18 protein-coding genes and 1 pseudogene are annotated in these 20,433 nt (G+C 69.6%); 6 read left to right on the plus strand and 13 right to left on the minus strand.

The annotated features are described in order from the left end of the window. Nucleotides 1-19 precede the first annotated feature (19 nt). The gene (locus ACZ4SW_RS27315) at nt 20-526 is read right to left on the minus strand and encodes a protein-tyrosine phosphatase family protein (RefSeq protein WP_468250906.1); all 507 of its coding nucleotides are present in this window, start codon (nt 524-526) and stop codon (nt 20-22) included. Between the two features lie 97 nt (nt 527-623). On the opposite strand from ACZ4SW_RS27315, the gene ACZ4SW_RS27320 reads away from it, so the two are divergent. Next, the gene (locus tag ACZ4SW_RS27320) at nt 624-1,427 is read left to right on the plus strand and encodes a nuclease-related domain-containing protein (RefSeq protein ID WP_468250908.1); all 804 of its coding nucleotides are present in this window, start codon (nt 624-626) and stop codon (nt 1,425-1,427) included. Between the two features lie 135 nt (nt 1,428-1,562). Here the strand turns inward: ACZ4SW_RS27320 and ligD are convergent, their stop codons facing one another. Continuing rightward, the gene (gene ligD, locus ACZ4SW_RS27325) at nt 1,563-2,444 is read right to left on the minus strand and encodes a non-homologous end-joining DNA ligase (RefSeq protein ID WP_468250910.1); all 882 of its coding nucleotides are present in this window, start codon (nt 2,442-2,444) and stop codon (nt 1,563-1,565) included. Nucleotides 2,445-2,505: 61 nt separating this feature from the next. On the opposite strand from ligD, the gene ku reads away from it, so the two are divergent. From ku to ACZ4SW_RS27340, 3 genes and pseudogenes are all read left to right on the plus strand, one after another. Beyond that, a complete protein-coding gene (ku, locus tag ACZ4SW_RS27330) occupies nt 2,506-3,633 on the plus strand; it encodes a non-homologous end joining protein Ku (protein ID WP_468250912.1) in 1,128 nt (375 codons plus the stop codon). 515 nt (nt 3,634-4,148) lie between these two features. Then, nucleotides 4,149-5,645: pseudogene (locus tag ACZ4SW_RS27335) on the plus strand (MFS transporter); the annotation flags it as partial. Between the two features lie 87 nt (nt 5,646-5,732). Beyond that, nucleotides 5,733-6,485, plus strand: a complete 753-nt coding sequence (locus ACZ4SW_RS27340) for a carboxypeptidase regulatory-like domain-containing protein (protein ID WP_468251049.1) — start codon at nt 5,733-5,735, stop codon at nt 6,483-6,485. 97 nt (nt 6,486-6,582) lie between these two features. On the opposite strand, the gene ACZ4SW_RS27345 is transcribed toward ACZ4SW_RS27340, so the two are convergent. After that, nucleotides 6,583-7,041, minus strand: a complete 459-nt coding sequence (locus ACZ4SW_RS27345) for a DoxX family protein (RefSeq protein ID WP_468250914.1) — start codon at nt 7,039-7,041, stop codon at nt 6,583-6,585. Between the two features lie 193 nt (nt 7,042-7,234). Here ACZ4SW_RS27345 and ACZ4SW_RS27350 point away from each other — a divergent pair, with 193 nt between their 5' ends. After that, nucleotides 7,235-7,693, plus strand: coding sequence for a hypothetical protein (locus tag ACZ4SW_RS27350; RefSeq protein ID WP_468250916.1), 459 nt, complete (start codon nt 7,235-7,237; stop codon nt 7,691-7,693). Between the two features lie 46 nt (nt 7,694-7,739). Here ACZ4SW_RS27350 and ACZ4SW_RS27355 read toward each other — a convergent pair whose 3' ends face one another. The 4 genes from ACZ4SW_RS27355 to ACZ4SW_RS27370 all read right to left on the minus strand — a co-directional run bounded on the left by ACZ4SW_RS27355 (nt 7,740) and on the right by ACZ4SW_RS27370 (nt 12,242). Then, the gene (locus ACZ4SW_RS27355) at nt 7,740-8,468 is read right to left on the minus strand and encodes a hypothetical protein (RefSeq protein ID WP_468250918.1); all 729 of its coding nucleotides are present in this window, start codon (nt 8,466-8,468) and stop codon (nt 7,740-7,742) included. Nucleotides 8,469-8,687: 219 nt separating this feature from the next. Beyond that, a complete protein-coding gene (locus ACZ4SW_RS27360; protein ID WP_468250919.1) occupies nt 8,688-10,328 on the minus strand; it encodes a hypothetical protein in 1,641 nt (546 codons plus the stop codon). Nucleotides 10,329-10,772: 444 nt separating this feature from the next. Next, nucleotides 10,773-11,273, minus strand: coding sequence for a hypothetical protein (locus ACZ4SW_RS27365; protein ID WP_468250921.1), 501 nt, complete (start codon nt 11,271-11,273; stop codon nt 10,773-10,775). A gap of 375 nt (nt 11,274-11,648) precedes the next feature. Next, the gene (locus ACZ4SW_RS27370) at nt 11,649-12,242 is read right to left on the minus strand and encodes a DUF4291 domain-containing protein (RefSeq protein ID WP_468250922.1); all 594 of its coding nucleotides are present in this window, start codon (nt 12,240-12,242) and stop codon (nt 11,649-11,651) included. A gap of 683 nt (nt 12,243-12,925) precedes the next feature. Here ACZ4SW_RS27370 and ACZ4SW_RS27375 point away from each other — a divergent pair. Next, the gene (locus ACZ4SW_RS27375; RefSeq protein WP_468250924.1) at nt 12,926-13,843 is read left to right on the plus strand and encodes an NADP-dependent oxidoreductase; all 918 of its coding nucleotides are present in this window, start codon (nt 12,926-12,928) and stop codon (nt 13,841-13,843) included. Nucleotides 13,844-14,014: 171 nt separating this feature from the next. Here ACZ4SW_RS27375 and ACZ4SW_RS27380 read toward each other — a convergent pair whose 3' ends face one another. The 6 genes from ACZ4SW_RS27380 to ACZ4SW_RS27405 all read right to left on the minus strand — a co-directional run bounded on the left by ACZ4SW_RS27380 (nt 14,015) and on the right by ACZ4SW_RS27405 (nt 20,396). Beyond that, nucleotides 14,015-15,979 (minus strand): SpoIIE family protein phosphatase, encoded by a 1,965-nt coding sequence (locus ACZ4SW_RS27380; protein WP_468250926.1) that lies wholly within the window; start codon nt 15,977-15,979, stop codon nt 14,015-14,017. 575 nt (nt 15,980-16,554) lie between these two features. Next, the gene (locus ACZ4SW_RS27385; RefSeq protein WP_468250928.1) at nt 16,555-16,938 is read right to left on the minus strand and encodes a hypothetical protein; all 384 of its coding nucleotides are present in this window, start codon (nt 16,936-16,938) and stop codon (nt 16,555-16,557) included. A 19-nt stretch (nt 16,939-16,957) separates the two neighbouring features. Next, entirely contained in the window at nt 16,958-18,397 is a 1,440-nt protein-coding gene (locus ACZ4SW_RS27390) for a WXG100 family type VII secretion target (RefSeq protein ID WP_468250929.1), read from the minus strand. A 22-nt stretch (nt 18,398-18,419) separates the two neighbouring features. Then, entirely contained in the window at nt 18,420-18,740 is a 321-nt protein-coding gene (locus tag ACZ4SW_RS27395) for a WXG100 family type VII secretion target (protein ID WP_468250931.1), read from the minus strand. A 181-nt stretch (nt 18,741-18,921) separates the two neighbouring features. Beyond that, a complete protein-coding gene (locus tag ACZ4SW_RS27400; protein WP_468250933.1) occupies nt 18,922-20,202 on the minus strand; it encodes a hypothetical protein in 1,281 nt (426 codons plus the stop codon). After that, entirely contained in the window at nt 20,199-20,396 is a 198-nt protein-coding gene (locus ACZ4SW_RS27405) for a hypothetical protein (RefSeq protein ID WP_384605418.1), read from the minus strand. Before ACZ4SW_RS27405 ends, ACZ4SW_RS27400 begins: the two co-directional genes overlap by 4 nt. Between the last annotated feature and the right edge of the window lie 37 nt (nt 20,397-20,433).

A 20,433-nucleotide genomic window follows, 5' to 3' on the forward strand; every position in this document is an offset into this window, starting at 1 on the left:
CTACGACCGGCCGGTGAGGTTACTCGGCCAGTTCCTCCAGGAGGCGGGCGGTGCCCAGACCCGCCCGCAGGTACTCGACGAACAGTTCGTTGTGCAGCGCCCAGGGTCCCCGCCGGGTGCGGATCATCCGGATCGCCTCCTCGGCGGTGTGCCCGGCCCGGACCAGCGCATGCGCCACGACCAGTCCCGAACGGTTGTACCCGTGGTAGCACCGGACGAGGACCCGGCGCCCGTCCTCCAGCGCGTCGTCGGCGGCCTGCGCCAGCCGCATCACCCCCGCGAGCTGCGTCCCGTCCAGCGGACCGTCCGGGATCGGCCACACATGGTGCTCGACCCCCGCGTCCGGCCCGTGCCCGGGCAGCCGCAACAGGGTGAGCACCAGATCGAACTCATCGCGCACGACGGCGAACTCCAGCTCCCCGGAGCCCCTCCTGAACTCGTGGCCGCCCATCCACAGGCCGGGCACGATCTCGCTCCAGGGGCTGTCGGGAGCCGGAACATCGGGGTGGTTTCCGCGGGTCCGCAACGGCGCCTCCCACCGAGTTCCCAACTGCTCACAAAGGTAGCCGGGTTCTTGCCCCCGGAGCACCCCGCCTGTTCCCATGGTCGAGGGGTGATGGTGCATGGACGGACTGCGCGTCATACCGACCTGGCGGCACGGACAGGAACGCCTGTACGTGTGTGCCGGCGACGGGCGGAACATCGCCTGGTACGACCGGGAGACCGGCCGGGTCAACCTGCTGAGCGAGGACCTGCGCGCGGACGTGCTCGACGCGCTCGGCCCGTTCCTGACGGGCCCGGTGACGGTGGGCCCGCCCCCCGTACCCACCCCGGCCGAGCTGGCCCGGCTCACCCTCCACCCGGACGACGACCTGGCGCCGAACCGGCCCGGCGAGGCCCTGCTGATCGCCCTGGACCGCGACCCGGGCCCCGCACACCGGCTGCGCCCGGACCCGCGGCGCCGGGCGCTCGCCGCCGAGCAGGCGGTCGGCGAGGCCCTGGACGGCCTGGAGGGCGCCGGCTGGCGCACCCTGCACTCGGTGCCGCTGCGCGGCGGCGACCGCATCCACCACCTGGCGATCGGCCCCGGCGGCCTGTTCGCGGTCCGCTCCCTCTACACCCGCAGACAGCGCGTCCTCGTCGCCGACCCGATGGTGACGGTGGGCCGCCAGGAGGCACGGCCGCTGCTACGCCAGGTGCGCGCCGACGCGGACCGGGCGTCGTACGCGCTGACGGCCGAGGTCCACCCGGTCCTGATCGTCACCGAGCCCGCCCGCCTGGAGATCACCGCCCCGCTGCGCGAGGTCCGGGTCCTGACGGACACGGACCTGCCAGGTCTGGCCCGCATCGGCGGAACGCTGAAGCCGGCGGACGTGGAGGCGCTCCACGCGATGGCCCGGGACCGGCACACATGGACCCCGGTGTGATCCTGCGGTGAGCGGTCGGGATCGACCGGGTGTGATCCTGAGGTGAGCGGTCGGGTTCGACCGGGTGTGACCCTGAAGTGAGCGGTCGGGTTCGACGGCGGTGCGGCAGGGGCTCACACCGCTTGCACACGGCTCTCAAGGCAGCGGAACAGCTTGCTCCGGATCGCACAACGGCGCCATGAGATCCCCGTAGGCCTGCAGACGGGGAGCGATGTCCGCGGCGCGGAAGACGAGGCTGCCGGGCGAGGCGCAGTCCGCCACCTCCTCCCACGTCACCGGCGCCGACACGGTGGGCTCCGCCCGGGCGCGCAGCGTGTACGGCGTGGCGGTGGTCTTGCGGGCCGCGTTCTGGCTCCAGTCCACGAAGACCTTCCCGGGCCGCAGGCTGCGGGTCATCCGGTGGATGACTAGGCGGGACATCGCCTTCTCCGCCTCCATGGCGAGCTGCCGGGCGTAGTCCGAGGTCCGCTGCGACGGCGTCGGTTCCACGGCCGCGAGCAGATGCAGCCCCTTGGAGCCCGACGTCTTGGCGTACGCCTCGATCCCGTCCGCCGCCAGCCGCTCCCGCAGCCACAGGGCCACCTCGCAGCACTCGACGATCGTCGCCGGCGCCCCGGGGTCGAGGTCGAAGACCAGCCGGTCCGCGATGTCGGGCGTGTCGATGCGCCACTGCGGGGTGTGGAACTCGGTGACGAGGTTCGCCGCCCACATCAGACTGGCCAGGTCCTGGATCAGCACCATGCGGGCCGCGCCCTCCGAGCGCGGCACCTCGGCCGTGGCGACCCAGTCGGGCGTACCCGGCGGCACGTTCTTGGCGAAGAACAACTGTCCGTCCGGGCCGTCCGGATAGCGCAGGAAGGACAGCGGGCGGTCCCGGAGGTGGGGCAGCAGGGCGCCGGCGGCGGTCGCGTAGTAGTGCAGCAGTTCGCCCTTGGTGAAGCCGGTCGCGGGATGGAGCACCTTCTCCAGGTTGCTGAGCGCCAGCCGCCGGCCCTCCACCTCTGTGATCGGCGTCATATGATGAGAATCCCACGAGAACCCCATGAAGTCGCCCGACCTATCGGAAAAGGGGCGGAACGTGCGATCCATCTGGAACGGCGCCATCTCGTTCGGCCTGGTGAGCATCCCCGTCAAGCTGATGAACGCCACCGAGAACCACTCGATCTCCTTCCGCCAGATCCATCTGGAGGACAGCGGCCGGATCCGCTACCGCAAGTTCTGCGAGCTGGAGGACCGCGAGGTGACGCAGCGGGAGATCGGCAAGGGGTACGAGGACGCGGACGGCTCGGTCATCCCGATCACGGACGAGGACCTGGCGCAGCTTCCCATCCCCACCACCAGGACGATCGAGATCGTGGCGTTCGTACCGCAGGACCTCATCGACCCGCTCCAGATGGACACGGCGTACTACCTCTGCGCGAACGGCACTCCGGCCGCCAAGCCCTACACGCTGCTGCGGGAGGCGCTCGCGCGCACGGGGAAGGTGGCCATCGCGAAGTTCGCCCTGCGGGGCCGGGAACGGCTCGGCATGCTGCGGGCGTTCGGCGACGTCCTCGCCATGCACGCACTGCTGTGGCCGGACGAGATCCGGGCGCCGGAGGGTGTGGTTCCGGAGGGGAACATCACGGTCCGGGACAAGGAACTGGACCTGGCGGACGCCCTGATGGACACGCTGGGCGAGGTGGACCTGGACGAACTGCACGACGAGTACCGCGAGGCGGTGGAGGAGCTGATCGCGGCGAAGGCGGAGGGCAGGGAACCGCCGGCGGCGCCGGCGCCCGAGGGCGGCAAGGTGCTCGACCTCATGGCGGCGCTGGAGAAGAGCGTGCGGGTGGCCAGGGAAGCGCAGGGTGCGGGGGAGCGGGCCGAGGTCAGACGGCTGCCGGAACGGAAGGCGGCGCGTACGGAGCCGAAGGAGGCCGGCGGGAAGAAGAGGGCGCCGGCGAAGAAGACGGCGGCGAAGTCGTCGGCGCCGGCGAAGAGGACGAGTGCGAAGCCGGGGGGCGCGGAGAAGAAGGCGGCGGCCGGGTCGGGGGCTGCCGGCCGGCAGCCCGGCACCAAGAAGACGGCGGCGAAGCGGGCCACGGCGAAGCGGACGACGGCCGAGCGGGCTACGGCGAAGCAGAAGACGGCCGAGCAGACGACGACGAAGCGGGCCACGGCGAATCGGGCGGCGGAGAAGAAGACCGCGGCGAAGGGGGCCTAGCCCGGGGGCGACAGGTAGCGGTTGACGGCCCGTCGCGGGGATTCCGGCAACGGCAGGGGGCGGCCTTGGACGGCCACGGCTCGGACATCGGTTCCCCGGCGCCACCCTGAGCGCGCCGCCGCACAGCCCTGGGCCCGGAGTAGGCTTCACGTTCCCTCCCCATCGAAACGTTTGCGTTTCGCTACGAGGTTCCCTACTCTCGGGACGGTGTACGAAACCGTTTCGGACAGAAGGTCCGGGCGCAGACGTCCCCGTCCGTCCCCCGGCGGACAGGTCAAGACGGCCGTCGCCCGGGGTACCCGGCCGCCCGGCATCCCGCGGGACACGCCCGCCGTCCCGTTACGCCACTGATGCCGCACCTTCCCACCGGAGCGACCTGCACCCGGCCGATCCTCGAACGAACCGACGCCGACCCCCGTACCCCGAGCGCCAGGCGGACACCGTCGTCCTCCCTCCGCCTCGGGGTGGAAGGCACTGAGCCACCCGGAGCCTTTGAGCCCCGCCAGAGGGATCCCATGGAATTCATCCAGACCGACGCCGCCCCGGCCGCAGATTCCGGCCACACCCACCACCATGCCCAGTCGAAGCACCGATGGTGGGCGCTGGGCGTGATCGCCCTCGCCCAGCTCATGGTGGTGCTCGACGCCACGATCGTGAACATCGCACTGCCGTCCGCCCAGCAGGACCTGGGATTCGACAACAACGGACGGCAGTGGATCGTCACCGCCTACTCGCTCGCCTTCGGCAGTCTGCTGCTGCTCGGCGGCCGGCTCGCCGACCTGGTCGGCCGCAAGACCACCTTCATTATCGGCCTGGTCGGCTTCGCGGCGGCCTCCGCGCTCGGCGGTGCGGCCAACGGCTTCACCATGCTCGTCGTCGCCCGCGCCATCCAGGGCCTGTTCGGCGCGCTGCTGGCTCCCGCCGCGCTCTCCCTGCTGACCACGACCTTCACGGACGCCAAGGAACGCGCCAGGGCGTTCGGCGTCTACGGCGCCGTCGCCGGTTCCGGTGCCGCCATCGGTCTGGTCCTCGGCGGCCTGCTGACCGAATACCTGGACTGGCGCTGGACGCTGTACGTCAACGACGTCATCGCGGTCTTCGCGCTGATCGGCGCGATCGCCTTCATCAGCAGCTCCGTCCCGGCCCAGCGGCCCCGGCTGGACATACCGGGCGTCATCCTGGTCTCCGGCGGCCTGTTCGGCGTCGTCTACGGCTTCGCCAACGCGGAGACGCACCACTGGAGCAACTGGATGACCTGGGGCTTCCTGGCCGCGGGCGGCGTTCTCCTGGTGGCGTTCTTCCTCTGGCAGTCCCGGGCGAAGCACCCGTTGCTCCCGCTGCGCGTGCTGGCGGACCGCAACCGCGGCGCCGCCCTGTCCACGGTCCTCATCTCGTCCGCCGGCATGTTCGGCGTCTTCCTGTTCCTCACCTACTACCTGCAGTCGACGCTGGGCTACTCGCCGGTGAAGAACGGTGTGGCGTTCCTGCCGATGGTGGGCGCGCTGATGGTGATGGCGCAGCTCGCCACCAACTGGCTCGTGCCGAAGATCGGCCCCAAGGTGATCGTGCCCATCGGTCTGCTGCTGGCCGCCGGCGGCATGGTCTGGCTGACCCGACTCGGCCTGCACAGCGGCTACGCCGCCCACGTACTGCCGCCCCTGCTGCTGATCGGCGCGGGCCTCGGCCTGTCGATGCCCGCGGCGATGAGCTACGCGACCCTCGGCGTCGAGGCCGGCGACCAGGGCGTGGCCTCGGCGGCCATCAACACCACGCAGCAGGTCGGCGGTTCGGTCAGCACCGCGCTGCTCAACACCCTGGCCACCAGCGCCGCGACGGACTACGCCAAGCACCACATGACGGATCCGCTGGTGAAGGCGAACGCCGCGCTGCACAGCTACTCCACCGCCTACTGGTGGTCGGCCGCCTTCTTCGCCTTCGCGGTGCTGGTGACGGTCCTGCTCTTCCGCCGCAGGACGACGCCGCAGCCCGCGGCGGACACGCCCGCCGCGCCGGCCCCGGAGACCGCCCCGCCGGCCCCGGAGCCCGTGGCCGTCGCCCCGGCGGCGGATGCGGACGGCGCGGACACCGACGGGCCGGGCGTGATCCGCGGCCAGGTCCGGGACGGCGCGGGCGCACCGCTGGCCCGTGCGGCGATCACGGTGCTGGACCCGACGGGCCGCCAGATCGCCCGGGCCACCTCCCGCGAGGACGGCTCGTACGCCGTGGACACCTCGGCACGCGGCAGCCTGGTGCTCATCGGCTCGGCGGCCGGGCACCAGCCGCAGGTCGCCACCCTGTCCCTGGACGGCGTACCGATCGCCTACGACCTGGTGATGCCCGCGGGTACGGGCACGCTGGCCGGCACGGTACGCGACGCGGGCGGCGAGGCGCTGACCGGCGCCCTGGTCGTCGTCACCGACGAGCGCGGCGCCGTGGCGTCCTCGACGACGACCGGAGCCGACGGCGCCTACCGGATCGCCGACCTCCTGCCCGGCGACTACGCGGTCACGGTCACCGCCCCGGGCCGCCGCCCGGCGGCCTCCCTGGTGACGGTCACGACCGAGGGCAACCACCACGACATCGAACTCCGCCCCGCCGCCGACGTACGCGGCACGGTACGCACCCGGGACGGCCGCGCGGTGGAGGACGCCCGGGTCACCCTGCTGGACGCGGAGGGCAACGTGGTCGCGGCCCGCTCCACCGGCCCCGACGGGACATACGCCTTCACGGACCTCTCCGGTGACGAGTACACCGTGGTGGCCAGCGGCTATCCGCCGGTGGCCACCCCGGTGAAGATCGACGCGGCCGGGCGCGAACAGGTGGACGTGCTGCTGGGGCACGAGGAGTCGTAGGGCGCGGCTCGGGTGCGGCCCGTCCGCGCCGCGACACGGAGCCCCTCGTGGTCGCCGAGGGGCTCCGTGCTCTTGCGCCGGATGTCGGCAGCGGAGGCTATGAGGTGGTCGCCGGTGCCGCACCCTCGGCCGCCGGGGTGGTCCTGCCCGTCTTCAGGAGCGTCTCGAGCGCGTAGTCGCCGGGGCCGAGGCAGGCGATCAGCAGGAACGCCCAGCAGAACAGGACGGCCGGCTCACCCCCGTTGTCGATCGGGAACAGCGCGTTCGACTGATGAACGCTGAAGTAGGCGTAGGCCATGGACCCGGAGCAGATGACGGCCGCCGTTCGCGTGAACAGGCCCAGGGCCACCAGGACTCCGCCCGCCAGCTCGATGACGGCGGCCCACCAACCGGGCCACTGCAGGGTGGGTACCGTGCCGCCGCCGTGGGCGCCGCCGAGGACTCCGAACAGGGAGGCCGCGCCGTGGCAGGCGAAGAGGAAACCGGTCACCAGGCGAAACACGGACTGCACGACGGGACGCAGGGTGCGTAACGTCAGTGCTGGTGAGAAGTTCATGGGGGTCACTCCTCAAGCTGGGAAAGCTGGGAAATCCGGCGATGATCCAGATTTCTACCATGTACATGACATGTCACATCTAGCGCAGGACGCGGGCCTGCACCAGTCACGGGAAGCTCTGGATTTCCTCTGAAGGCCGCCCGGGCCGCCGCTACGACGGCAACCAAAAGCGGTGCGGCGAGGCCTCATGGACATGAGCCCTCGATTCACGGCGCCGGGCGCGACCCGATCCGGCGTGGTCCGGCTGCTCGGGGCCGGCGCCGTCATGATCGGCGCGGTTGCCGGGTGCACCACCCAGCCGACGGTGTGCACGACGTCGGCGGTGGCCGCGTACCCCTCCGTCCGGCTGAACGTCTCGGCCTGGACCCGATCGCACCCACAGGCGACGGTGCGAGCCTGCGCCGACAGTCACTGCGGGTCGTACCCGGCGGGGGAGGCCGGAGCCGACCTGTACGTCCCGACGTCGCCCGGCACCGACCCACGCCGCACGGTGACCCTCACCCTCACCGCGGACCAGGACGGACGGCAGGTGCTCCGCACCAGCACCCTGGTCCGGCTCGTGCACCACACCACACACAGTGCGTGCGAAACACTCGACCGGTGGACGGCGTCGGTCACCCTCACCGCGAACGGACGACTCCGGCCGGGCTGATCGTCGGCGCCCGGAGCCGCAGTTCGGAAGACGCCGTACGCGCACCTCACGGATGCCGCGGCGTGCCCGCGCCGGTGAGGTCGCCCGTTCGCCCGCCGCGCCGCCACAGCAACACGCTGAGCGCGATGAACCAGACGAAGCCGAGGAAGCGACCGACGGGGATGAACACCGAGCCGCCCTCAGCCACCAGCGAGCTCATCGACAGCACACTGGCGACGCCGATCACCATGCCGCTCCACGCGACCCATCCGGGCAAGGCACCGCCGGCGCGTCCCGTCGCGGCGACCAGGAAGACGGCCGTGCCGAGCGTGGCGATGGCCGGGGCCGCGCCGGTGATGAAGGACAGGTCCGACACGGCCCGGAACGTGGACAACTCCGCCCGGGGCCCCAGCTGGGCCAGAATCCAACTGGAGCTCGCGGAGAGCAGGAGCAGCGCTCCGGCGACGGTGGCCGACGCGCGGACCGCACCCGCCCGAACCTCGCTGCCGTATCGTCGTACGAACCCGGTCAGACAGGGGACGAACGCCAGCAGCGCGAGCGCGGACAACCCCTGAAGCAGGCCGAGAACACGGAACAGGTTCTCCAGCGCGGCCGGATCCTTCAGCCGATACGCCTGCACATCGGCGTCACTCGAGTACGGCGTCACCGTGCCCGACGGGCCCAGCACCCCGGCGACGACGAGACCGGCCACGAAGAACAGGACGTACAGCAAGCCGCTCAGCGCGCCGGGGTTCCGGCGCTGCGCGTCGGCACGAGTGAGCGTGGCGGTGGTCATGGCTGCGACCCCTCCGGAGACGAGTGGTGACCGGGACGGAAGGCCCGACCCCGGCGCACTCACCATCACAGAGCGGCCCCCGCCGGGCGTCCCGCGCAGGAAGGCCGGGTGCGTACTTCCGGGGGCGTACGGATCCGTCGGCTGCTCGGCCGGCCCGCAGCGAGGCCCCCGCGGGGGCGGGTGCCGGGGCGGACGGCGGTGCGCCGTCCGCCGTGGGTGTCATCCGTGGCCGTGCCGGTGGCTGTGGCCGTGGCAGTCGGAGAGCTGGAAGGAGGCGATACGGGTGTTCCAGTTTCCGGTGCCGTCGGCCGGTTGGTACTGGTTGGTGTACCAGAACGTACAGTCGTCCACCGGGTCGATCGCCATGGAGGTGTAGTCACCCCAGCGGTTGCTCCCGGTCTGGGAGCCCGCGCCGCTCCACACGGTGGTCTCGTGGAACGTCATCAGGTTCGGCGGGTCGTGCGCCAGGCGTCCGGTGAGGCGGATCGAGGGATGGTCCTGGGGGGACGACTGCGAGTATCCCAGGGCGATGTCGCCCTTCTTGTCCTGGGCGGCGGAGCCCATCCACCGGTACGTCGGCCCCGGCGCGTAGGTGCTCTGCTGGTGGACGACCGGTCGGCCGTGGCGCAGCCGCAGTTCGTACCAGCGCACGCCCACGCCGCCGGGTGCGTCGACCGCGTGGTTGAAGACCAGGGACTCGTGGTCGCCGAAGTTGCGGTACGCGAACCGGTACATGGGGGAGTAGGAGAGCGAGTCCAGTTTCTGGGTGGTGCCGGCCTGGGGGACGCATTGGCTGGGGTCCGTACTCTGGCAGGCCGGGGTGTAGGGGGCCACCCGCAGCTCCTCCGGGCCCTTGAGGGTGGTGCGGGCCTGGTCCGCCCAGTCGACGTGGAATCGCCAGTACTGCAGAGTGTCGCCGGTGGGTCCGAGGTTGATCAGCAGGTTGGGCTCGCCCCGCGGGGGTGGGGTCGTGCCGTCGAGGTCCGAGCCGATCGGGATGGTCGATGCCGGGACGGTGTAGCACTGCTGGCCGGCGTCGGCCCCGCGCAGCATCCTCTGCCGGTCCCAGGCGCACGCCTCGAAGAGCGTCGCGGCGGGGTTGGCGGTGGCGACCATGTAGTAGGCGTCCGGCCACACCGCGAACTTCGGGTGGTCCGGGAGGTTCTGGTACCCGAAGTCGTAGCGGTAGTACTCGCCGGTGGCGTCCGCGGTGCGCGAGACGGCCACGCACAGTCGATTCGTGGTGGTTCCGTCGTCGCTGGCGAACTGGTTGATGATCCAGCGGTGAGCCAAGGAGTCCCAGCGGACTTCCGGGTCCCCGAGGAAGGTGGTCGGAGCGTTCTCACACGGTCCGCCGAACCCGCTGAACAGGGTTTGGGTCGTCAGCGGCCCCAGGAGCGTGGCACCGGACTTGGAGTACACCGCGAGGTCGAAGTTGGTGATCTCCACGATCTGGTGGGAGCCCACCGAGGCGTTGGGGTCGGGAGGAACGCCCCCTCCTTCCCGGATCCCCTCGAAGCTGACGCCCAATCGGATCCGGCCCCGGCTGCCGTTGTGGTCCTGCAGCACCCGGTCGCGACCCGCGGCCTTGGTGAGGGGCGGATGCGACACCTTTCCGGGGGGCACGACGTGGCGGGCGGTCCTGAGCGGTCTTGATCCCTGCGCCAGCTCCCGCAACGGTGGCGAGGTGTCATGGTGCACCGCGGGGCCGGAGTCGGGAGACCGGGAAGCCTGCGCGTTGACGCCCGGCTTCAGTACGGCTTCGGTGGCGGGCGCGGCGGACCACGCCGGGGAGGCCACCAGCGCCGCTCCCGCCGAGGCGGCGGCGACGATCGAACGCAAGGCACGGGATACGTGCATCAATCCTCCGAACGGGTCGTGAGCCGACCCGTTCGGCCGCCTGGTGACGGCGTCGTCCGAGGCAGCCCCCACCCGTGCGCGGGGACTGTCGCGACCTCCCTGCACCCGGGCACGCCGGGCACGTCTCGAGGCCACACAATGAGGGTGGGCGACTCATCTGATGGTGTGGAAATCCAGTTATCCACCTCGTCCACCCGATGCTGAGGTGACCGGCGTCGTGTCGCGCGCGACTCAGCCTTATGGCTCCGCCCACATGACGGCCATTCGAGAACTCGCCGCCGCCCTCACCAGAGCCCTGGCCGCCGCTGGTCCGAGGCTCCGGTCTTCCCGCGTGGTGCGGACGATCGCGTGTGATCACCGGCTGGTCGAGGTCCCGGACGCGGCCAACTGCGCCCACTCATGACGTCGGTGCCACGGTCACGATCACGGCGCCGTGGGGTTGTTCTAGTCGTTGAGCAAGGGGCTGTGGCGTTCGGTGAGGGGGCCAACGCCGAGATCTTCACGCATCAGCTTGCGCATCCTGGCGGCTGCTTTGCCACGCGCCTCCCAGCGGGCGCGATCCTCTGGACTGCTGACAGCCGTGCCGTCGACGTACCCGTCGCAGATGCTTCGCAGGCAGTGGAACACGCTGTTGGAGGCGTTCACGACGGGTTGGGGCGCGATGAGCCACATCCGTTCCGATGCGATGGCTATACCCGAATCCCGAAAGGCTTCGCGCAGCGCCAGCGCCCGCTCGTCGTCCGACGGGTGCTCTCGCTCGGCCAAGGCCCGCAGGGTCTCGCCGAGGACCTTCACGGTGGTCGTGTACTGCGTGTAGATGTCGAGCCGCAGCCGAAGAGCCTCTTTGACGTCCTCGCGCTTCCACCGATTCCGATCGGCGATGAGAGTGGCGACGATGCCGATCGTGGCCCCGGCCAGGGTGGAGAGCAGTGGCAACCAATCCATGCGGGCCAGCTTGGGCCATCCCGTGACGGCGGCACCAGGTGGACTTCGAGGACGAACCTGTGCCGCCGGCGCCGAGACCACCCGCCCGGACTGGAACGCCACGCGGTCCCCGCCCTGTCCTCCCTCCAAGGCTTCCAACGTGGCTCGCCACGGGGCAGCAGCCCAGGAGGCCGTTCTGAACCCCTGAGTGATCCGGCATCGCAGGCTGAGGACCGGTTGCGGCAGACCTACTGCGGAATGGTGGAACTGTCCGGCTCCGGCCGGTCGCTGAACGGCCTCAGGCATGGGTCTCCGGTTGCCGTGCGCGTCCGGTGCCCGGCCACGTGCCTGCGCCGGGTCACCGCTCGCGCGGGCCGCCCGTGGACGTGCCGTGGCTCATGGGCGCAGATGGGCCAGGATCCCGTCCTTCACGGGGTAGGGGCGTTCATGGGGCAGGAGTTGCCGGGCTGTGTCCAGGTCTCCGTCCCGTACATGGGCGTGGATCGTGTGGGCGAGCGGTGTGACGTCGGTGATGGAGAGGATCCACTCATCGGCGTAGAGACGTGCGGCTTCGCCGGCGAGGCCGAGCTGCAGCGACCGATGGGGAAGCGGCTGGAGATGCAGGTCGCGTTCAGGGTCCCATTGCACCCGGGCCGGGGCACGCTTCAACTGGCGCTTCCACGCGGCATGGTCGGCGTGGAGCCCATGGTCGTAGTGGGACAGGCAGGCGTGTTCCAGTGCCCACTCGAAGCCTTCGCGGGTGATCTCGACGGCGAGGACGGTTTCCTGGCCTTCTTTGGTGCCCCATCCGCAGCGGTACATCATCCACAGGAACGACGGCTTGATCCATGTCATCCGGTCCCGCTGCCACACTGCCGGGAATCGGCCCTCCCGGGCCGCCGGCACACCGATCTCCGGTGCGTACGCCTGGTAGACGGTGACCGTGGAGTCCGTGTGCAGGGCTCGAATCTGGTGCTTTGGTTCTGCCACGCGAACCAGGGTGGACACACCGCTTCTCGTGCGCCATCGAATTACCGCGGCGGGAGGTCGCCCAGCCTGCGGTAACAGATGAGGGTGGTGGCGATGTCGACGAAGGCGGGGAAATGCCCGCCCTTGCGCTCGCACCGGCGGTGCCAGCGGCGGCATCCGGCCCGCCATGTGCTGCCCATCCTGACCGAACTCGCCCGCCTCGCAGCCCGCAATGAGGCAATCATGCGTTTTCCATCCCTTGCGCCGCGCGCTGCAACTCAGCCTGAAAGACGGCGCGTCCGGCGGGAATGCACCCTCGCGGATGGAATTCCCGGGAGCGGTGCAGACATTGGTCTGACTCGGAACGGTCGCGGCAGCCGGGTCCCGGGCGCCGGTCGCCGGTCGCCCGGAGCGGACCGGTTCCCGCAGCGCCTTCGTCAGCCCATTGCGCAGGCCCACTCGGTTGGCTCGACATGCAGGCCGAACCCCTGAGTGGCCCAAGGTTTTACCATGGAAATGGACCACACTCCTGGGCTGCTCCACTCCTAAGGTCGAAGAAATGCCGACGAGCGAATATCAGTCCGGCCGACGCCACCCAGATCGTTCGCCGGCCGCGTCCATCAGCCCCGCCGAGGTGATGCGAACAGAATTTCCGTCCCTGCAATATCTCCACCAAAGAGACAATTGCCGAGGAGGCAATTCCCATGAAAGCGATCGTGGTGACGGATCAGGCTGCGGGAACGGCCGGGATGACGCTGGTCGAGCGGCCCGAGCCGCAGGCAGCGATAAACGATGTCGTCGTTCGGATTCATGCGTCGGGATTCGTCCCGACCGAGCTGGCGTGGCCCTCGACCTGGACCGATCGCCTCGACCGTGACCGAACGCCGTCGATCCCTGGGCACGAGCTGGCCGGCGTGATCACCACCCTCGGCTATGGCACGACGGGACTGTCGGTGGGACAGCGGGTGTTCGGCATCACGGACTGGTACCGCGACGGCACCGTGGCCGAGTACGCGGCCGTCGAGGCGCGCAACCTCGCGCCGCTGCCGGGTGATGTCGACTTCACGGTGGGCGCGAGCCTGCCGATCTCGGGCCTGACCGCTTGGCAGGGACTGTTCGAGCACGGCCGCCTTCAGGCGGGGCAGAGCGTGCTCGTGCACGGTGCGGCCGGCGCAGTCGGTTCCATGGCGATGCAGCTCGCACGTGAGTTCGGTGCGTACGTCATCGGCACCGGACGCGCTGCCGACCGTCAGGCGGTGCTCGACTTCGGCGCGCAGGAGTTCGTCGACCTTGAGAACGACGGCCTCGGAGAGGTCGGCGACGTCGATCTGGTGATCGATAGCATCGGCGGCGACATCGGGAAGCGGTCCGCAGGCCTGATTCGGGCCGGAGGAACGCTGGTGTCCATCGTCGGGCCGCCGGAGGCAAGGCCCGCCGACGGCCTGGCGGTTGACTTCGTCGTCGAGTCCGATCGTGCCCAACTGGGTGAGATCGTCCGGCGGGTGCAGGACGGACGACTGCGGACGAACATCGACAACGTCTCGACCCTCGACGATGCCGTCGCCGCCCTCAATCCGACCGAGCGACGCAAGGGAAAGACGATCATCCGCGTTCGTCCGTGAGGACTCGGGGACGGTGGCCGGTCCTCCCGTCCTCGTGGATCAGCGATCAGCGCCTGACCTCAGTGGACGATCGGCCGAGACGCAGGCCCGCTCGGCCAACGTCGACGGTCCCCCCGGGATCGACCTGATAAGGCTGAGGCCATTGATGGCGGCCCGGCAAGCTTGACGCAGTCACGTACGCCGGATGACCAGCACGGCCACGTCGTCGAGGTGGTCAACCGCGACCGCGGCGTCGAGGATGCGGTCGGCGGTCTCCTCGACGTTCAGTCCGTCGTGGAGGGCCGCGCCGATCAGTGTTCCGGTTCGTTCCAGTCCGGCTTCCAAGGTGAGGCCCGGTCCTTCGACCACGCCGTCGGTGACCATGACCAGCGCGGCATCCTTGTCCAGGGTGAAGATTCCTTCGTGGTAAGCGGTGTCGGGCAGGACTCCCAGCACCGGGCCGCCCGGCAGCTCACGGATGCTGTGGTAGCCGTCCTCGCGTGCGTACAGCAAGGGCACGTGGCCGGCGCTGGCGCCGGTGACCTCTCCGTCGTCCGGGTCGATGTGCAGCATGGTGCAGCTGGCGAAACGTGCCGCGTCTATGGTGACGAGCAGCTCGTTGGTGCGGGTCAGCACGGTTGCGGGATCCGGTTCCCGGGCGGCGATTGCGCGCATGGAGGCGCGCACCTGTCCCATGGCTGCAGCGGCGTCCACGTCGTGCCCTTGGGTGTCGCCGATCTCCAGGGCGACCGCACCGTCAGGCGTGACGAAGGCGTCGTACCAGTCTCCGCCGATATCCAGCCCGTCGCGGCTCGGCCGGTAGCGGGCGGCGACGTCCAGGCCCGGCAGGTGCTCGGGCAGCGCGGGGAGCATGGTCTGCTGGAGCGCCGTGGCCAGCTCGACTCGTGCCTCTTGCAACCTGACGCGTTTCAGCGCCTGGCCTGCAAGGTCGGCAAGAGTACTCATGAGGGCCCGCTCATCCGGGGACGCATGGTGTTCGCTGTCGTAGGTCACCAACCAGGCCGCGAGCGGCTGATCGCCGACCGGGTCGAGGGAGGTGATCGAGACGGCGTAGCCGGAGTCGAGCCGGTCGAAGTACGGCACCACGGCCCCGTGCGGCCAGCGGCGGATGTACTCCTCCTTGGTGGGAATGAACTGCGGCTCACCAGTGCGGATCACATGGGGCAGCGCGCTGGGGGCGTCCAGCGGCAGGCCGTGCAGGGCGGCCACCGGTATCGGGATCCCGGCATCGGAGGAGACGCGCAGGCGGCCTTTCGTGGCGAACGCCAGCGCGGCGCCGGTACCACCGAAGGTCGCGGCGAGCCGGGTCAGGACGACCTGCTGTACTTCTTGCTCCGTGACCGCGGTCATCACGGCGGAGGAGAAGGCCGCGATCTCGGCGGCCCGCTGCCGCTCAGCACTCAGCGCGACCAACGCTCTGCGCCGGCGCGCTTCCCTCTTGGAGTCGTCGCGGATCACTCCGAAGACCCGCTCAGGGCCGCCATAGCCCAGCTGGACCCGGCGGGCCCGGCAGGCCAGAACGTGCCAGCCGTCGCGCTCGGTGAGGAATCGCAACGTGATCCAAGAGGACTGGGCGGCGGTCGAACGCATGAGCCGCCGCAGAGCCCCGCGGTCGTCAGGGTGGACTCGCCGAACCACCCTGGACAACGACACCGAGGCCTCCGGGAACAGCGTCGCCAAGGCGGGTGCGCCACCCAGCCACTCCAACCGGCGCTCCTGGGGTGAATACATGCACAGCCCGAGGTTGGCGGCCTCGGCCGCCAACCGGAACGGGATCACCAGACCGCCCAGGTCGTTTCCCGCGTCCAACGAGTGCACCCACACCAACGGTTCGCCACCCGCAGAATCTTTCACGGGCCGCGCCTCGACAAGGCAGACCACGGAGGGTGCGCCTGCCCCGGGGAACTCCAGCACCCGCATCACGATTGTCTTCGTCGTAGCGGCGTGGGCCATGAGGCTCTCGACCGCAGTCCGCTGGCCTGCGGGCATCAGATCAACCAAGCCACGCCCCACGCACTCCTCCGCCGACCTGCCCAGTGCCCTGGCCATCGCCGCATTGAGGCTGCGGACGGCACCGCCCAGGGTCAAGAGAGCCGAAGGGACAGCGCTTCGAAGGAGTTCGTCCGAGGCGTCCATTTGTGACTCCTTGGAACGCACCAGAACCGGCCCTTCAATGATATTCGCGCAATGTGCCGCGATGTCTCCGTGAAGGGTGCGTTTGGCTGCCGCGTTGCGTAATGGCGGCAAGGACCTCGCTGAAAGCCGTGGACGGTCGCCCGTGAACAGGTCTCGACAGAACTCGGTACGGCACGGCAGCGGGCTACAGCAACCCCAGCAACCGACCGCGTCCCACGTCGGCCTTCTTGGGCTTCACGGCAGCCTGTATGACCTTCAATGCCCGATCTACACAGAGTTACGGATCCGAAGCCGCGTGCTACACCCGCGCTGGATCTAGCGGGGGCCACGAGGAAGGGCGGTGGCCGGAGGGTGTGTGGCCACACGCTCGATGGGGGGTGGGCGACTGGTGATCCAGTCCGTTGTCCGGTTTGACCGGTAGCCCTGTGGGCCGGCCGTAAAAGCTGGGGGTGATGGATCACCTGAGCTCGCGCGCTGGCTGGTCGGCCCCGCGCTCGGCGACGTAGACGATGGCCTGACCGACTTGGCCGGCTGGCAGCAGATCTGAAGCTGAAGGTTGCGGTGTGTGGCCGGATTTAGATGATCTTGCTGACGGCATCGCAGATCTCGTCCACACGCCCGGGCTGGAGTTCAGGACGTGCGTAGTTCGCGGCTCGGATCGACTGGAGGAACTCCACGGGAAGGGCGACGTGGTAGGTGTGAAGGTAGAAGCGGAGGTCTCCGCGCCACACCCACTCGCCATCTGTGAACAGGGAGTCACCGCCGAGGATCTGCTCCCCGCTGCCGAGCACGTCGTCGGACTTTCCCATGACGCTCAAGATCTCATGGCCGGCCTTCAAGTAGGCGAGGATCTTCTGCTCGTCGGCTTCCGGCGCCTCCCGTACGAAGTTGCGGATGGGCCCGTCCGGGATGCCGGCGCGCTTGTCCCACAGCTCTGCGTAGAAGCCGAGGATCTTCATGCTGTCCTTAGTCCTGTCTCTAGGAAACCAGCGGGAGGAAGGTCCGCCAGTAGCCTCCGCCGAAGATGATGGGCTCTTGCCCATCGCCTCCACCCTTCATGATGCCGACCTTATTGGTGGGCGCTTTGACGGGGACGCCGAGCTGGTTGGCAACTTGTTGCGCTGCCGGCAGTGCGTCGGTGCGCGGGTCGACCGTGCCGGAGTGGCAGGAAACCAGTCGTACCGGCCCGCCGCGGTAGTTCGGGTTGTTGCGTATGGCGTCCACGATGTGCGACGGGTGGGTGTTTCCACCGGAGAAGTCGTTCCCGGCCGGGTTGATGCGGCCGGGTTCGAAGTAGCCTTGCCGATTCCCGTGGACAACGACGTCGTGGTAACCGGGGTTCGGAGCGACCTTGTCGAAGTTGCTCATGGTGGCCTGGTCGTAGCCGATGGCCGTGGAGCCGGAGCGGTGGTAGACGGGATCGCCGGTGGGCAAGACGCTGTCGCCTGGGGTATTCGGTGGGACCGCGTAGGTGGACCGTTCCGAGTTCCGCCAGGCCTGTTCACGTCGAGTGCCGAGCTTTTCGGTCGTGGGCCGGCTCCTGGCAGCTGCGCCGCTGACGGCGCCCAGGGCGACATCGAGGGGATTGATGCGGCCGCCATTGAGTAGCGCGTCCTGGCCTGTGGCCACCCCGGCGCCGAAAACCATCCGACCGGGCGTGGTGTCGAGCCCGGTGGAGATTTTGCCGATGGCGTTCAGTGCAGTGGAGGCGTTCTCGGCGCTGTCTGCCGCCTCTGCAGCGGCGCGTGCGCCCGAGCCCAGCCCTCCGGTCACGCCACCGGTGAGTCCCCCGGTCTCGGCGGAGGAGAGAAGTTCGGTGCCGGAGAAGCCGCCGTCGCCGAAGGCGACGCGGACCGGCTGGGCGACGGCCAGGTCGACGGTGACCGATTCGGCCGCGCCGAAGGCCACGCCGGTGAGGGTGGTGGCGGCGATGGAGGCGATGGACTCGGAGACGGTGACGCCGATGGCGTCCGCGGCGGCGACGATACCGGCGGCGGTGCCCGCCGCGACGGCCTCGGAGGCGCCGAAAGTGACGAAGGCCAGGGCAGTGCCGACGACGAGGGAGCCGCCGACGATAGCGGCCTCTTCCTCCAGCTTGTGAACTGCCTTGTCGATCTCCTCGGCGAAATCATCCAGGGCCTTGGCTAGTTGGCGACATGCTTGGGCGGTATCCGGCATCCAGCCCTTGCCGCCCGAGTAGTAGCGCGACCAAAAGACGCCGAAGGCGTCGATGGCCGGGCCGGAGTTGCCGCCGATCACGGTCTGCGCGGCGCGGTTGGTCGAGGCGGTTACCTCGTCGATCACCTCGGCCAGGGCCCGCCAAGCGTCGGCGGCATGCCGCAGCCTTTCGCTGTCGCCGTCCGGCCACCACATGCCGGTGGTCTTCCGGACAATCTTGGCTGCTTCGGACTCACTCATCCCCGTTAATCCCCCGTAGGACTCAGCGTAGGCGGTTCAGAACGGCCGCGTTGTGCGCGTCGGTCTCCGCGTGGTTCGCAGCGTGTGTGGTCAGGCCCTCGTGGATGCTGTTCAACCCGGTGACGAGGATGCCCACGGCCTTGAGAACCGCGTCGCGCTGTGGAGCGTAGGCGGCGGCGAACTGAGCGCCCTGCTTGTCGGCTCCCCAAGGGGCACCCAGCCTGTCGAGTGAACTCCGCAGCTGATGCAGGGCGTTGGCCAAGTGGTCGTGGCCAGTGGCGAACGCTGGTGCTTGCGCCGTGATCTCGTGCGGGTGGATGGATATGTCGCTGGACTTTCCCATACGCCGTTCCCTCCCCGTGCTGCGTACGTGTTCAGCCGATCCTAGGGGGGCGCCTGTTGTCCTTGGCATGGCAGGGGCTCGGCTCGACTTGGACTACAACAGGCGCGGTAACGCTCCGCGGCGCTCGAAGAGCTGATATGTCCGTTGCCGTCTGCAAGTGGGGTTTGCAAGCCCCGGCGTCTTACGCCTTGCCCTCCCCGCCCCGGAGCGACGACAGGACCAGGCGCCCGTACCGTGTCGTCAGGGCTGCCGCTGTGGCAGCGACGGACAGTGCGAGTGCGATGAGCAGGTGTATCACGGAGTCGTCGCCGAGGACCTGCAGGATGCTGAGAGCAGTGCCGAGAGGCAGACCGAGAATGGTGAGGACGCCGAGGGCACCGCTGATCTGCTGGCTCTCCTGTGTTTGTACGAGCCTGCTGTAGTCGGCGGCTTCGGCGAGGATCTCGTGGAAGCGAGCGGGTAACCGGTGCTGGTTCTGGAAGGCGAGCAGCAGATCGTTCGCCGGGCCGTGAGCGGTGAGGTGCTGTCGCCAGTAGGTGCTGCGAAAGACGGCGATGTTCCTCTCCAGGCCGGCGACGCGGTGTGCGAGCCGTGCGGAGTCGAACACACCGGACAGTTCGTCGGTGAGCTCGTCGATGTGATCGCGCTGGAGAGCACCGAGGAGCAGGGCGTCGAGATAGACGGTACGGGAATGCAATGCCCCGAAGTCGAAGAAGTCACCCGCACCGGTGTCGGGTCGGTGGCCGAGGAAGGCAGCTCCTTGTCGTAGCACCAGGGCACTCCAGTCCGCCGAGATCCGCACGGTGTATTTGAGTTGTTCGTCGGCGGTCTCCGGTGGGAGAGGGAAGTCCTCAGACGTGGAGCGTGACGCCAGTTGCCACAGCCAGCGGTCCGCAGTGGCGGGCAGTTGCCCTTCCGGACCGGAGCGGAGGGCGGGAGCGTGCTGCGCCGTTGGCGTCATGAAGGCGATAGTGTAGGGCCGTGCGTTGGCGAACGGTGCGCCAGGGGCACGGACATCGGCGATGCCGGCGAGGAGCCCGCCAGGGTCGAACGGCCCGATGAGCGGTTCGTCGGCGGAGGCGGGCTGCCGTCCGGCCAGAGCCCGCAGGACCGGCAGCAGCGGTCGGTCCACGCTGAAGTGCAGGACGGCAAGGGCGTGTTCAGGGTTGCGGGCAGTGGCTGCGCGCAGGAGTTCCATGCCGAGCAGGTGCATTCCGTCGTGTTTGACGTCCAGCGGCTGGTGCCAGCGGCGGGGCCGTCCGGGTGCACCGTACAGGGCGCGTGCGGAGGCGGGGGCGAAGTAGGTGGATCGGGTCTGGGTGTCGGTGCGGCGGCTGCCCAGCTCGAACGGGAAGGGGCCTTCGGCCCAGTCGGGGACGAGTAGCAGGTGCACGGGCAGGACCACGGTCAGCTCCTGGCGTGCCCCTACGACTTCGTCGAGCAGCGGAACGTCGGCGGTCACCGGTAGTACTCGGCCGGGTCGGGCTGGTCGAGGCGGATGACGAATTCTGCCCGGTCGGGACTTTCGGCGCTGACATGGAATCGGACGCGTTCGCCGGTGCGGATGGTCCGGAATCCTTCGGTCACGATCTGCCGGTAGTCGAAGCCGTAGTACCGCTCGTCCTCGTCGTCCCGGACGATGTAAGAGCTCAGCACACCGCGCGGTCCTCCACCGCTCGGGCGTGTGTCGACG

It is taken from the genome of Streptomyces sp. NPDC028331 (assembly GCF_055565775.1).